Here is a 12,992-nt window from a genome sequence, read left to right on the forward strand (position 1 = left end):
CAGTGAAGAGACCGACAATTTTAGTATTAGGCGCGGGCTATGGTGGATTAACAACAACTGTTAATTTACAAAAAATGCTTAGTGGTGAGCAAGCAGAAATTATTTTAGTGAACAAAAATGATTATCACTATGAAACAACTTGGTTACATGAAGTAGGGGCTGGTACAATTGCACCAGACGCTGCACGTTATCCAATTGCAAAAGTAATTAATAACAATGTTCGTTTTGTACAAGCTTCTGTAGAAGGCATTGACGTAAATGAGCGCAAAGTACAAACAACAGCTGGCGAAATGACGTATGATTATTTAGTTTTAGGCTTAGGCTTCGAAGGTGAAACTTTCGGCATTCCGGGCTTAGATAAATATGCTTTATCATTAGCTAACTTAAACGCAGCACGTCAAATTCGTGAGCATATCGAATATCAATTCGCTTCATGGTCATTAGATGAAGTTAAAGATGACAGCAAGCTAACAATCGTTGTTGGTGGTGCAGGCTTTACAGGTATTGAGCTTTTAGGTGAGCTTGGCAACCGTGTACCAGAGCTTTGCAAAGAGTTTGATATTCCACAAGAAAAAGTGCGCATATTATGTGTTGAGGCAGCGCCAATGGTGTTACCAGGCTTTGATCCAGAACTAGTAGAGTATGCAAAAACACAATTAGCGAAAAAAGGTGTTGAGTTCTCTATCGGTACACCTGTTGTAGAAGCAACAGAAGAAGGCGTAAAAATTAAAAAAGGCGAAGATGAGTTTGAGTTCGTAAAAGCCGGTACAGTGATTTGGGCTGCTGGTGTTCGCGGTAACAAGCTTGTCGAAACATCTGGCATCGAATCAAATCGTGCTCGTATCGCAGTGCGTAAAGATATGCGTGCACCAGGCTTCGATGATGTGTTCGTAGTAGGTGACTGTGCATTCCTATTAAATGAAGAAGCAGGTCGTCCATACCCACCAACAGCACAAATCGCGATGCAGCAAGCGGTAACAATTGCGAAAAACATCAAGCACTTAATGGCTGATGAAGATACAGAGGAGTTTGTTTACGATGACAAAGGCGCTGTATGTTCTTTAGGTCATGATGATGCAATTGCGGATGCAATTGGACGCAAAATGGCAGGTAAAAAAGCTTCTGCATTGAAAAAAATCGTAGATAACCGTGCATTATACTTAGTAGGTGGCGTAGGCTTAACGGTGAAAAAAGGTAAATTTAAATTCATTTAATTCATATAACGTAAAGCAGTGTCCGAAAAGGTGGTACATGAAACCACTTTTCGGACACTTTTTGCTATGTTGTTGAAGCGATAGTGGCTGTCTAAACTCTTTCTTACTGGAAGGAGCAAGCTTATAATAATACATAGAGAAGGGGGATATATAGATGAAAAAAGATCGTGGGAAAGTATGGCTAGGCGTTGCGGCAGTGATTGAAAATCATGCTGGCGAATGGCTTGTAGTTGAAAAAACATACGGTGGATTAAAGGGGCGCTGGTCTTTACCGGCAGGCTTTGTGCAGCAGGCTGAAACAGCAGATATGGCGGCAAAGCGTGAGGTGAAGGAGGAGACGGGTATTGATTGTACAATACAAGGGCTTATTGGCTTCCGAACAGGGGTTATTCGTGAGGATATAAGTGATAATATGGCTATTTTTTATGGCAAAGCACTAACGGAGCATATTCAAATACAAGAGGATGAGATTCTCGCTGCCTTCTGGATTGCGCCTGATAAGTTGGCAAAGGATGCAAAATCGTCTGTAATGCTCGCTGAAATGTCCGCATATCATGTACAACAACATCAGTTAGATTTATGGACAGACATTGATCCAGGAAAAGTATTTGGTTATACGACATATCATTTATTTTTCAATCAGCATGGGAATAAGCAATGATTGAACTATCTGTTTATATGCTGGAGCGTATTGGCATTATTGTGATTTTTGCATTTTTAATTTCGAAATGGCAACCGTTTCAAAGCAGATTATATCGGGAGCAAAATACTTTATCAAAACTAATCCTTATTTTTGTCTTTGGACTTTTAGGTGTCATTAGCAACTATTTAGGTATCCGCATTGATGATGGAGATATAAGTGCAAAGATTATGAGTGTACAAGTTGAAGAAACTGCTGCAATTGCCAATACGAGGCTTGTAGGTGTCGCCATTGCGGGTATTTTTGGCGGGCCAGCAGTAGGAATTGGAGCAGGCTTAATCGCAGGCATTCATCGTATTTTGCTTGGAGGCTATACGGCGGTTGCCTGCGGTATTTCAACTATTTTAGCGGGGATTATTACAGGTTTTTTAGGGCGTAAGCTCCACGTTGAAAAAACCTTTTCCTATCGTCATGCTATGGGGATTGGGATATTAGCAGAATGCTTGCAAATGCTTGTTATTTTGCTCATTGCTCGCCCTTTTGATATGGCATTGAATTTAGTGCAAATTATTGCAATGCCTATGATTTTTATGAATGCGTTCGGTATTTTTTTATTTTGTCTTATTATTAAAACGTCGATTGCTGAGGAACGACGTACAAAAGCAACACAAACACATGAAGCATTTCAAATCGCACAAAAAACGGTTATCCACTTTAGACAAGGCTTAAATGAAGAGTCCTGCTATCAAGCTGCTGAAATTATTAAAGAGGCGACGGGCGTAGTAGCTGTAGCAATTACGGATCAATATGGTATTTTAGCGCATGTTGGTGAAGGGGCAGATCACCACCTGAAAAATCAAAAAATTATGACAAAATTAACATATGATGTGCTAAAGCATGGCAAAATTATTAAGGCAACGAAAAAAAGTGAAATTAATTGCCCTTATCAAGGTTGTAAATTGCAGGCGGCACTCGTTCTACCGTTACAAGTGCATCAGCAAACAGTTGGAACGTTAAAAATGTATTTTACAGATGGTGCTCATATTACGGCAGTAGAGGAGGAATTGGCTGAAGGGTTAAGCAAATTATTTTCTACGCAGCTTGAATATGCGGAGGTAGAGAAGCAGCGGAAATTGTTAAGAGATGCAGAGATTAAAGCATTACAGGCACAAATTCATCCTCATTTTTTCTTTAATAGCATAAATGCAATATCAAGTTTAATTCGCACAGACCAAGAGCAGGCACGTCATTTACTGTTACAGCTCGCTTCTTTTTTCAGAAGCAATATGCAGGGGGCACGTCAAATGCGTATTCCACTGGAAAAGGAAATAGAGCATATTGAAGCCTATTTAGCGATTGAGCAAGCACGCTTTCCAAATAAATATGCCGTGCAATTTAATATTGATGAACGCTTATTAAAAGTACCTGTGCCACCTTTTACATTACAACCACTTGTTGAAAATTCGATACATCATGGCTTTAAAAAGCTGAAAAGTGGTCAAATCAGCATTACAGCGCGAAAAAATCGAGATACGCTTGAAATTATTGTAGCTGATAATGGCTGTGGTATTGAGCGAACAAAGTTAATTTTATTAGGCAATCAAGTGATAGATTCACCGAATGGCACAGGGACTGCACTATGGAATATATCAGAGCGTTTAAAAGAAATTTATAATTATCGTGGCAAAGTAGAGTTTAAAAGTAAAGAAAATAAAGGAACAGCGGTGAAAGTAATTGTTCCGATAGATGATTAGGTGATAAAAATGTATAAAATATTCATTATTGATGACGAACCTTTAGCGCGTGATGAATTAAAATATTTATTATCGCAATTTTCGGAAATTGAAATAATGGGAGAATCTGAAGATTTACAGCAAGTGCTGGAGAATAATTTAATTGAAGAAATTGATTGTTTATTTTTAGATATAGAGCTTTCTGATAAAAATGGTATAGAGTTAGCGAAGGCGCTATTGCAGCGAGAGGAAAGACCTTTAATCGTTTTTGCGACTGCCTATGATGATTATGCAATCGAAGCTTTTAATATGAATGCCTTCGATTATATTTTAAAGCCTTTTGAACAACAACGAATTGAGCAAACTGTTCTTAAATTAATGACAATGACCAAGAAAAGTGAGCGCAAGGAGCCCGCAGTGAAGGAAAAAATTAAGCAGATGGGGAAAATTGCTGTTTCAAATGAGGATCGAGTTGCCTTAATTAAATTACAGGACGTGCTGTATTTCACATCAGAGGAAAGTAAAACAAAGGTCATTACAGAAAGTAAATGCTACAATAGCACAGAATCGCTAACAACATTAGAAAAAAAGCTGAGTCCCAATTTTATACGCGTCCATCGTGCATTTTTAATCAATTTAGAGCATTTACAGGAGCTTGAATCATGGGGAACCTCCAAATACAATGTCATTTTGCAAGGAGGGCATGTTGTGCCTGTCAGCCGTATGTATGTGAAGGAGATTCGAAAAATATTTGAAATGTAGCATGCATTTTAACAGCAGATTTTGACGCTTTAACAGATTATTCAGACATTTTAATGTGATTTTATCCAATTTTCTTATCTTTTTGCTACGCTTGTAAAAAGAGTAAAGGGGGATGAAGTTCAGTATGAATGCAATTTCAATCGTTATAGGGGCAATCTGTATTTTAGTAATCTCGTATCGTCTTTATGGTTATTTTTTTACAAAGAAAGTATTGAAGATTAATGACAATGAACCTACACCAGCACATAAATTAAATGATGGGCAAGATTATGTACCCACCAACAAATGGGTGGCGTTTGGGCATCATTTTGCGGCGATTGCTGCGGCGGGTCCGTTAGTTGGTCCTGTATTAGCAGCACAGTTTGGTTATTTACCAGGTCTTTTATGGCTACTAATTGGGGCAGTAATTGGTGGAGCTGTACATGATGCAGTTGTATTATTTGCTTCGATGCGTCGCGGTGGTAAATCACTTTCTGAAGTAATGAAAGAGGAGCTTGGACCTGTCGCTGGATTTTGTACAGGGCTTGCGATGCTGTTTATTATTACGATTACAATGGCTGGTTTATCGATGGTTGTATTAGGGGCACTAGAAAGAAACCCTTGGGGGACATTTGCTGTAGCGATTACAGTACCTATTGCAATGCTTGTAGGAATCGCCTATAAAAAAACAGGAAATTTACTTATTACATCTACAGTCGGCTTTATTTTATTAATGATTGGTGTTTTTATAGGACCAAGTATTCAAGGTACTTGGCTTGGTGATTTATTAACATTAGAACGTCAAACTTTAGCACTTATTTTACCGATTTATGCCTTCTTTGCAGCGGCATTGCCTGTTTGGCTATTGCTTGCACCGCGTGATTATTTAAGCAGCTTTATGAAAATTGGCGTATTTATTGCATTAATTATCGGTGTGTTTATTGTCAACCCAGCCATTCAATTTCCTGCCATCATTCCGGATTTCTTAGGTGGGGGAGGTCCCGTTGTCGCAGGTCCTGTATGGCCATTTGTTTCAATTACAATCGCCTGTGGTGCTATTTCAGGCTTCCATGCTTTCGTTGGCTCAGGCACTACACCAAAAATGCTTGATCGATGGGAAGATATTCGTGTCGTTGGCTTCGGTGCTATGTTAGTAGAATGCTTGGTTGGTATTATGGCATTAATTGCAGCAACCGCTTTACATCCGGGAGATTATTTCGCAATTAACTCTGCACCAGCAGTATTTGCAACGCTTGGAATGGATACGGTCAATTTGGCGGCGCTTTCACAGCAAATTGGAATGGACTTAGAAGGACGTACAGGTGGAGCCGTTACATTAGCAGTCGGTATGACGTACATTTTCACAGGTGTGAAATGGTTTGCTGACTTAACATCTTATTTCTATCAATTTGTTATTATGTTTGAAGCGGTATTTATTTTAACGGCGATTGATGCAGGAACGCGTGTTGCTCGTTATTTAATTCAGGATTTCGTAGGTGAGGCATATAAGCCATTAAAGAGAACCGACTGGCTTCCAGGTAACATTTTTGCCTCAGCACTTGCCTGCTTCATGTGGGGTTACTTGTTATACTCAGGAGATATTAGCTCTGTTTGGGCATTATTCGGTGTATCGAATCAGCTAATGGCATCCATCGGCTTAGTATGTGGTGCAACGATTATTTTGAAAATGGCTGACAAGCGTATTTATGTTTTAACATGTATCATACCACTTGCATATTTGTATGTTACGGTAAATGTCGCTGCCTATTGGATGGTTAAAAATGTCTATTGGAATTCAGCGGCAGGTGGTTACAGTATATTAAATGGTGTTTTATCGATTATTATGGTTGTGTTAGGATTCATCATTGTTGTGACTGCAGCACGTAAATGGAAGGACTTATGGAATAGTCCACGCTTCATAAAAGGTAAAGCTGTGGATGCTATATAATCTTGAACAAGCTGTGTCAAAATGCTTTTCATTTTGGCATGGCTTGTTGCCGTATAAGGACTTAACATTGAAAGCTTTTCCTGAATCATGTAAACTTGATGGAGAGTATATCGGAGGTTTACATAATGACAGTTTCCATTCCAGAAGTAATTATTTCAACATTATTGTTTTTAGTTATGTTTTTCGGCATTGGTTTTTTATTAAATATGCTGCTGCGTATGACATGGTTAATGGCGATCATCTATCCAATTATCGTTATTTTTATCGTTGATGAAGTCAGCTTTTTGGATTATATTTTCAAGCCGGGAACAGCCTTCCCTGCATTGCTAGATAAACTTATTGCTCTACAGCCAGCAGATATTATTATTTTATCGGGCGGCTTTGCTGGGGCGATTATTGCGGGCATTGTGATGATTTTATTGCGTAAAAATGGCTATCGAATGTTTTAACTTGAATCAGCAGAAATTCCCCACTTCCATAAGTGGCGGGATGAATGCCAGAAAAGTAATAGAATCAGAGGGAGTCCCAAACTCCCTACTGAAAAAGAGGAACGCAGTCTAAAGACGCCACGTCCGATGGCAACGACTGCGTGACCAACATCGTGTTGGCCCAAGACTCCGGCGGATGTCAGGGATTTTGAATTGTGCACGCACAATTCAAAATCCCGACGTTACTTTACAGAAATTGATAAACAATGATGCTTAAAATAATACCAGATAGCGCACCGATTGTGACCTCGCTTTTTTTATGTCCAAGCAATGTTTTTAAATCCTCAATTTTTTGCTCTTCATTTAATTCAGGCCAACGTTTAATTTCACGGAAGAAATGCTGTAAATCGTGGCGGATTTCATTTAAAGCTGCGGCATGCTGTCCTGCCTGAAAGCGCACATGACTTGCATCATACATCACGATACCGGCAAGCATTGCTGCAACAGCGAAAATCGGTGAATCGAAGCCTGTTTCAAAACCAACAGCGGTGGCGATACTTGCTACGGCAGCAGAATGCGAACTTGGCATCCCGCCAGTTGATGTGAGCAAGTGCCAATCAACTTTTTTTGTGGCAAGAAAATAAATTGGGACTTTTAAAAATTGGGCAAGTAAAATAGCAAAAATCCCAATTAACAGCGGGGTGTTTTGTAAAAGCTCCATTGTTCACCGTACCTTTCCAATTGTGTAATTACTATAAGAAAAGTATATCATATTTGTGAATGTCAACAACTAAAGGTCTACGATGAAAAGCAATTATTTCGTTATTCGAATAATTATGATATTGTATAATAGAGTGATTAAACAATTGGAGGATGTATGGAATGAATATTGCAAAACAATTAACAACATTAGAGCAAGTGGCAACAGATGTATTAATCGTTGGTGTGCAAAAGCATCGCGAGCAAATGAACAATTGGTCTGCATTGCCAGCAGCCTTTGGTGAGCATATTAATGATTGGCTACATAGCGGGGAAATTTCTTCTGAGGCAAAAGTAATGACAAAGCTGCCAATTGCAGGTAAAGCAGTAAAGCAAATTTTATTTGTTGGGTTAGGGGAAGGCAAGAAATTAACAGCAGAAGTATTACGCAATGCATTTGGCTTAGTAGGAAAGCAACTAAAGGCTTCAAAAAAGACAGCGTATACAATTTGGCTTGAATCATTTGTAACTGAACAAGTAACAGAGGAAGAGGCGGCATTTTTAGCTGGTGAAGGGATTGGCTTAGGCTTCTATAAAGTGAAGCACTACAAAACGACATCAAATGAGCCCGATACTTATTTAGAAGAGGTTCAGTTTGTAGCCTCTAGCTCTGCTGAGACAGTTGCTGCAAATTATGAGGTAGGGCATATTTATGCAGAGGCAACAAACGAGGCGCGTACGCTTGTCAATACACCACCAAACTTATTAACAGCGACTGATTTAGCAAATTATGCGGAAGAGCTTGGAAAACAGTATGGCTTTGAAGTAGAAATTTTAAATAAAGCACAAATGGAAGAACTAGGAATGGGCGCTATTTTAAGTGTCAATAAAGGGTCTGTGCAGGAGCCGCGTATGATTACATTGAAATACAAGGCGACAGAGCAATGGGAAGATGTTGTGAGCTTTGTAGGAAAGGGTGTAACGTACGATACAGGTGGTTACTCATTAAAGCCTCGTGAAGGTATGATTGGCATGAAAGGCGATATGGGTGGCGCAGCAGCTGTTTTAGGTGCAATGAAAATTATTGGGGAAACACGTCCGAATAAAAACGTCATGGCTGTTATCGGCTCAACAGACAATATGGTTTCTGGCGAGGCCTTAAAGCCAGATGATGTGATTACAACATTAAGCGGCAAAACTGTGGAAGTATTCAATACAGATGCAGAAGGACGCCTTGTGTTAGCGGATGCGGTAACATATGCAAAGCAGCAAGGAGCAAGCTACTTAATTGATGTTGCAACATTAACGGGCGGTGTCATTGTCGCATTAGGTAATGATAAAACAGGTGCATTAACGAATAATGAGCCATTTTTCGAAAGCTTTATGGAGGCAACTGTAGATACAAATGAATTTGTATGGCGCTTACCGTTAACAGAAAATGATAAAAAGCGCATTCGTAACTCTGAGTTTGCAGATTTGAACAACTCGCCAGGCCGCGATGGACACATGATTTTTGGTGGAGGTTTTATCGGTGAGTTTGCGGAAGAGACACCATGGATTCATTTAGATATTGCAGGAACATCTGATGCGAGTGCAGCATATGATCTTGGACCAAAAGGTGGCACAGGTGTCATGGTTCGTACTTTAGCAAGCTTTATTGAGCAATTAGCAGAGGAAGAGTAAATTTCTTGCCACATTAAAGGCTATATAAGCATAAAATCGATTTATACTAAGCAATTTGGTGTAAATCGATTTTTTATGCGATGGTTGTGTAGAGGTGCTTAGCTTAAAGTGAATTGCTCCTGCGGTGGTTGTAGCAAGCCACCACCATCCTCGTCGCAACTGAAGATTTGAAAAGTCATTTTCGAAGAATTGTGCTCCTGCGATTACTCGTCGCAAAGGAGCTAACTGAAAATAAATTTTCAATTAGCTCCTTTGTCACCAATTCCTAAGCTTTTGTCATATAGTAAAGCAAAGGAGGAGATTTTTTATGTTTCCATGGTTTACATTTGGTGCACCCTTTTTAGGAGGCTTTCTTGGAGGTTTTTTAGGAAATCAAGTTTATCCGCAACGTTATCCGTATTATCCACCATATCCGCCATATCGACCGTATCCATATCCACCATATCGCCGTGGATTTTATGGGCCATATCGTTAGGGCGAAAATTATGAGTTCCTCATAAAAGAAAAGAGCAAGAAATCAGCCAACGATTTCTTACTCTTTTCTTTTTTAATCTTGTACATTTTGTTCTTTTTTCATCCGTTCAATTTCAGGCTTTAAATCATCACGTACAGTACCAGACCAAGGTTTAACGCCTGCGATGTAGGATGAGCGGCTCATAATATGACCGCCTACAGGACCTGTCATAAAAATAAACAAAATCCCTAGCAATATGCGTGGATTGAAGTGGTTTTCAATCAGCCAAAAATGTAGGAAAACACCGATTAACACGCTCATAACACCTAATGTTGCACTTTTAGAAGCTGCATGTGCTCGCGTATATAAATCAGGTAAGCGCAATAAACCGATTGCAGCTACTGCAATAAAAATAACACCTATCGAGATAAAGAGAACAATTAAAATATTAGCGAGAACTGTCACGTTCAATAATGTCTCCTTTCTCAATAAATTTCGAAAAGGCTACTGTACCAATAAATGATAAAATAGCGAGCAATAAAATGATTTCTAAATAAAAGCTTGTATCTACCATAATCGAAAACATTCCGATTAATGCAATAAGAGAAACGCCAATTGAGTCTAGCGCAACGACACGATCAGAAGGGTTTGGTCCTTTAATGAGACGGTAAATAACTAAAATCATTGATAGCATAACAAGGACAATTGCCCCCCAAATAAAATAGGTCATGTACGACTCACCTCCAAAATCGCTTTTTCAAAGGAGTTGCGAATGGAATCAATCGTTTCATCCACATCCTTTGCATCAATTGCATGTATATATAAGCTTTTTGCATCATCAGACACATGGACAACAACAGTACCCGGCGTTAATGTAATTAAGCTAGATAACAGCGTAATTTCCCACTCCTGTGTTAATGTCGTATCATATTTGAAAAATGCAGGCTGCATATCCAGCTTGGGCTTCAATACAACACGTAATACCGCCACATTGGCTAAGACGAGCTCCTTGAAAAATAAGAATGTCAATTTTATAAAAGCCCAAATACGTCCAATATACAGTCGCCCGTTGAAAAAGCGACGCATTAGTAGAACAGCTGCTAGACCAAGTAAATAGCCGATAATAAAGCCGCTAGCTGTAAAGTTATTACCAAGGAACATCCATAATAGGGCAAGTGAAAAGTTTAATAGTATTTGAAATGCCATTAAGGTTGCGCTCCTTTCATCACCGCTTCAATATAAATAGAAGGGTCTGTTAACACACGAGCAGCGCCATCCATAAATGGTGTTACCCATTCAGCACCAACACCGTAAGCAATAGAAAGGATGACTAAAATAACGCTAGGATAGTAGAGCTGTTTATATTTTTTCGGTTGGATTTGTACTGTTTGACCTTCCCCACCCCAAAAGGCATAAAGGAAAATACGAATAACTGAGAGCAAAACAATTAAGCTAGATGCTAAAATGAAAATGCTACTCCATATGTTGCCAGCTGCAAAGCCACCTTGTATAATTAACAATTTCCCAACAAAGCCGCTTAAAGGCGGAATACCTGCTAAGCCAAATGCTGCGATTAAGTAAAACCAGCCTAATGAAGGATATTTTTTCATGAGCCCACCCATTTTGCGCAAATCGCTTGTACCAGTAATGTAAATGATGATACCCACAAGCATAAAGAGTGCCGCTTTAATTAACATATCATGTATTAAATAAAACATAGCCCCCTCTAAACCAGCAAAATTCATTTGTGCTACACCGAATAAAATAACACCAACTGCAATGACAATATTATAAATAATAATTTGTTTTACATCGAAATGTGCTAAAGCCCCAATGCAGCCTGCCACTATTGTTAATACGGCGAAAATTAATAGCAATTGATGCGTAAAGGCAATATCATGCACGAAAAATAGCGTATATGTACGCATAATGGCGTAGACACCAACCTTTGTTAACAGTGCACCGAACAGTGCTAACACAGGAATTGGCGGTGCTGCATAAGAGCTAGGTAACCAAAAGTACAGCGGAAAAATAGCTGCCTTTAAGCCAAACACCATTAAAAAAAGTACAGCAATCGTTGTAATAATCCCTGGTTGGTCAATTTCTGCAATCTTAACAGCAATATCCGCCATGCTCAGCGTACCGATGACAGAGTATAAATAAGCAACTGTAATGACGAATAAGGCAGAAGAAATAATGTTCACTAAAAGGTATTGAATTGATTGATGCAGCTGCTTTTTTTCGCCACCCAGTACAATGAGTAAATAAGAGGACATTAATAGCACCTCGAAAAACACGAACATATTAAAAATATCACCCGTTGTGAAGGCGCCATTGACACCTGTCAAAATAAACATAATACCTGGATAGTAAAAGAAATGCTCACGTGCTCTACCAATGGAGCTGAAGCTATACCACACAATGAAAAATGTTAGCAATAACGATGTAAAAACGAGCAATGTAGAGACACCATCTGCTACCATTGTAATCCCATAAGGTACGGGCCAATTGCCAAACGTGACCGATTGAATACCTTCACGCTGTACTTTCAGCATAACGAAAAAGGCACAAATCGTTGCAGCTCCTAATGAAATAAGCGAAATCGCTCGCTGTATATAGACATTCTTCTGGAAAAAGATAAGGACCATCCCAGTGAAAAACGTAATTAAAATAGGGAACAGTAGGAAGTTAATCATGTGTGTCACTTCCTTCCATCGCTGTTGTATCGTCTGTTTTTAATTCCTGATATGCGCGGTAGGCAAGCACTAAAATAAAGGCTGTTACACCAAAGGCAATAACAATCGCCGTTAAAATAAGCGCTTGTGGAATTGGATCTGCAAAATCAGTAACCCCTTCTGCTAATACAGGTGGGGCACTACCGCCAAGACCGCCCATCGTTAAAATTAATAAGTGAGCACCATGGCTTAACAAGCCTGTACCAATAATAATGCGTAATAAGCTACGCGATAAAATTAAGTAAATCGCAGCCATAAACAAAAAACCGCAAACAAAAGCCATAATAATTTCCATTATTCATCCTCCCCAATCGTTTGAATAATGGTCATCGTAACACCAACAACAACCAAAAATACGCCTAAATCAAATAGTGCGGCTGTATGCAAAGACGTTTTGCCAAACAGCGGCAAATTGAAATAATCGAAATAATGTGTGAAAAAAGGCTTGCCATCAAAAATTGGATAAGCAGCAGTCGCAAAAGCTAAAATGAGCCCTGATGCCGTCATATACATATAGTTGATTGGCAAAATTGTTCGCACCGTTTTTAAATCAAAGGCAATCACCAGCAAGACGATGGCGCTGGATGTTAATAGCCCTCCGACGAAGCCGCCGCCTGGTGTATAATGTCCTGCAAAGAAAATATGAATGGAGAAGAAGAAAATAATGAAAAAGACGATTTTCGCAGTAAACTGCAAAATCAAATCATTTGTTTTCAA

The 12,992-nt window shown here is 39.2% G+C and carries 15 protein-coding genes; 8 read left to right on the plus strand and 7 right to left on the minus strand.

The features are described 5' to 3' along the window. Positions 1 to 2: 2 nt before the first annotated feature. The 6 genes from M3Z76_RS12520 (at position 3) to M3Z76_RS12545 (ending at position 6,725) form a co-directional block, all read left to right on the plus strand. Complete coding sequence (locus tag M3Z76_RS12520; protein ID WP_293929118.1) at positions 3 to 1,214, plus strand: NAD(P)/FAD-dependent oxidoreductase; 1,212 nt, start codon at positions 3 to 5, stop codon at positions 1,212 to 1,214. A 154-nt stretch (positions 1,215 to 1,368) separates the two neighbouring features. Further along, positions 1,369 to 1,875, plus strand: a complete 507-nt coding sequence (locus M3Z76_RS12525) for an NUDIX domain-containing protein (RefSeq protein WP_293929116.1) — start codon at positions 1,369 to 1,371, stop codon at positions 1,873 to 1,875. Beyond that, the gene (locus M3Z76_RS12530; protein ID WP_293929114.1) at positions 1,872 to 3,608 is read left to right on the plus strand and encodes a sensor histidine kinase; all 1,737 of its coding nucleotides are present in this window, start codon (positions 1,872 to 1,874) and stop codon (positions 3,606 to 3,608) included. The genes M3Z76_RS12525 and M3Z76_RS12530 overlap by 4 nt, the downstream gene beginning before the upstream one ends. Positions 3,609 to 3,617: 9 nt before the next feature. Further along, positions 3,618 to 4,349 (plus strand): LytR/AlgR family response regulator transcription factor, encoded by a 732-nt coding sequence (locus tag M3Z76_RS12535; protein ID WP_293929112.1) that lies wholly within the window; start codon positions 3,618 to 3,620, stop codon positions 4,347 to 4,349. Between the two features lie 124 nt (positions 4,350 to 4,473). After that, positions 4,474 to 6,276 (plus strand): carbon starvation CstA family protein, encoded by a 1,803-nt coding sequence (locus M3Z76_RS12540; RefSeq protein WP_293929111.1) that lies wholly within the window; start codon positions 4,474 to 4,476, stop codon positions 6,274 to 6,276. A gap of 125 nt (positions 6,277 to 6,401) precedes the next feature. Then, a complete protein-coding gene (locus tag M3Z76_RS12545; RefSeq protein WP_293929109.1) occupies positions 6,402 to 6,725 on the plus strand; it encodes a YuiB family protein in 324 nt (107 codons plus the stop codon). Between the two features lie 226 nt (positions 6,726 to 6,951). Here M3Z76_RS12545 and M3Z76_RS12550 read toward each other — a convergent pair whose 3' ends face one another. Then, positions 6,952 to 7,425: a divergent PAP2 family protein gene (locus M3Z76_RS12550; RefSeq protein WP_293929107.1), complete on the minus strand. Its 474-nt coding sequence runs from the start codon at positions 7,423 to 7,425 to the stop codon at positions 6,952 to 6,954. Between the two features lie 161 nt (positions 7,426 to 7,586). Between M3Z76_RS12550 and M3Z76_RS12555 the strand changes: the two genes are divergently transcribed. Both M3Z76_RS12555 and M3Z76_RS12560 read left to right on the plus strand, forming a co-directional pair. Beyond that, positions 7,587 to 9,086 (plus strand): leucyl aminopeptidase, encoded by a 1,500-nt coding sequence (locus M3Z76_RS12555; protein ID WP_293929105.1) that lies wholly within the window; start codon positions 7,587 to 7,589, stop codon positions 9,084 to 9,086. Positions 9,087 to 9,393: 307 nt separating this feature from the next. After that, positions 9,394 to 9,561, plus strand: a complete 168-nt coding sequence (locus tag M3Z76_RS12560) for a hypothetical protein (RefSeq protein ID WP_293929103.1) — start codon at positions 9,394 to 9,396, stop codon at positions 9,559 to 9,561. A gap of 72 nt (positions 9,562 to 9,633) precedes the next feature. Here M3Z76_RS12560 and mnhG read toward each other — a convergent pair whose 3' ends face one another. From mnhG to M3Z76_RS12590, 6 genes are read right to left on the minus strand one after another with little or no spacing between them, the layout of a single operon-like run. Continuing rightward, positions 9,634 to 10,005, minus strand: coding sequence for a monovalent cation/H(+) antiporter subunit G (gene mnhG, locus M3Z76_RS12565; RefSeq protein ID WP_293929140.1), 372 nt, complete (start codon positions 10,003 to 10,005; stop codon positions 9,634 to 9,636). Continuing rightward, the gene (locus M3Z76_RS12570; protein ID WP_293929101.1) at positions 9,989 to 10,270 is read right to left on the minus strand and encodes a Na(+)/H(+) antiporter subunit F1; all 282 of its coding nucleotides are present in this window, start codon (positions 10,268 to 10,270) and stop codon (positions 9,989 to 9,991) included. The genes mnhG and M3Z76_RS12570 overlap by 17 nt, the downstream gene beginning before the upstream one ends. Then, on the minus strand, positions 10,267 to 10,746 hold the full coding sequence (locus M3Z76_RS12575) for a Na+/H+ antiporter subunit E (RefSeq protein WP_293929099.1): 480 nt from the start codon (positions 10,744 to 10,746) through the stop codon (positions 10,267 to 10,269). The genes M3Z76_RS12570 and M3Z76_RS12575 overlap by 4 nt, the downstream gene beginning before the upstream one ends. After that, positions 10,746 to 12,236, minus strand: coding sequence for a Na+/H+ antiporter subunit D (locus M3Z76_RS12580; RefSeq protein WP_293929097.1), 1,491 nt, complete (start codon positions 12,234 to 12,236; stop codon positions 10,746 to 10,748). The genes M3Z76_RS12575 and M3Z76_RS12580 overlap by 1 nt, the downstream gene beginning before the upstream one ends. Further along, positions 12,229 to 12,570, minus strand: a complete 342-nt coding sequence (locus M3Z76_RS12585) for a Na(+)/H(+) antiporter subunit C (RefSeq protein WP_293929095.1) — start codon at positions 12,568 to 12,570, stop codon at positions 12,229 to 12,231. Before M3Z76_RS12585 ends, M3Z76_RS12580 begins: the two co-directional genes overlap by 8 nt. Beyond that, a complete protein-coding gene (locus M3Z76_RS12590) occupies positions 12,570 to 12,992 on the minus strand; it encodes a Na(+)/H(+) antiporter subunit B (RefSeq protein WP_293929138.1) in 423 nt (140 codons plus the stop codon). The genes M3Z76_RS12585 and M3Z76_RS12590 overlap by 1 nt, the downstream gene beginning before the upstream one ends.

It is taken from the genome of Metasolibacillus sp., assembly GCF_025291715.1.
GTDB lineage: Bacteria > Bacillota > Bacilli > Bacillales_A > Planococcaceae > Metasolibacillus > Metasolibacillus louembei.

Bases quoted from the DNA above. Each gene is read 5' to 3' on its own strand.
- M3Z76_RS12525 (WP_293929116.1), top strand. From the start codon at position 1,369: ATGAAAAAAGATCGTGGGAAAGTATGGCTAGGCGTTGCGGCAGTGATT.
- M3Z76_RS12530 (WP_293929114.1), top strand. From the start codon at position 1,872: ATGATTGAACTATCTGTTTATATGCTGGAGCGTATTGGCATTATTGTG.
- M3Z76_RS12535 (WP_293929112.1), top strand. From the start codon at position 3,618: ATGTATAAAATATTCATTATTGATGACGAACCTTTAGCGCGTGATGAA.
- M3Z76_RS12540 (WP_293929111.1), top strand. From the start codon at position 4,474: ATGAATGCAATTTCAATCGTTATAGGGGCAATCTGTATTTTAGTAATC.
- M3Z76_RS12545 (WP_293929109.1), top strand. From the start codon at position 6,402: ATGACAGTTTCCATTCCAGAAGTAATTATTTCAACATTATTGTTTTTA.
- M3Z76_RS12550 (WP_293929107.1), bottom strand. From the start codon at position 7,425: ATGGAGCTTTTACAAAACACCCCGCTGTTAATTGGGATTTTTGCTATT.
- M3Z76_RS12555 (WP_293929105.1), top strand. From the start codon at position 7,587: ATGAATATTGCAAAACAATTAACAACATTAGAGCAAGTGGCAACAGAT.
- M3Z76_RS12560 (WP_293929103.1), top strand. From the start codon at position 9,394: ATGTTTCCATGGTTTACATTTGGTGCACCCTTTTTAGGAGGCTTTCTT.
- M3Z76_RS12570 (WP_293929101.1), bottom strand. From the start codon at position 10,270: ATGACCTATTTTATTTGGGGGGCAATTGTCCTTGTTATGCTATCAATG.
- M3Z76_RS12575 (WP_293929099.1), bottom strand. From the start codon at position 10,746: ATGGCATTTCAAATACTATTAAACTTTTCACTTGCCCTATTATGGATG.
- M3Z76_RS12580 (WP_293929097.1), bottom strand. From the start codon at position 12,236: ATGATTAACTTCCTACTGTTCCCTATTTTAATTACGTTTTTCACTGGG.
- M3Z76_RS12585 (WP_293929095.1), bottom strand. From the start codon at position 12,570: ATGGAAATTATTATGGCTTTTGTTTGCGGTTTTTTGTTTATGGCTGCG.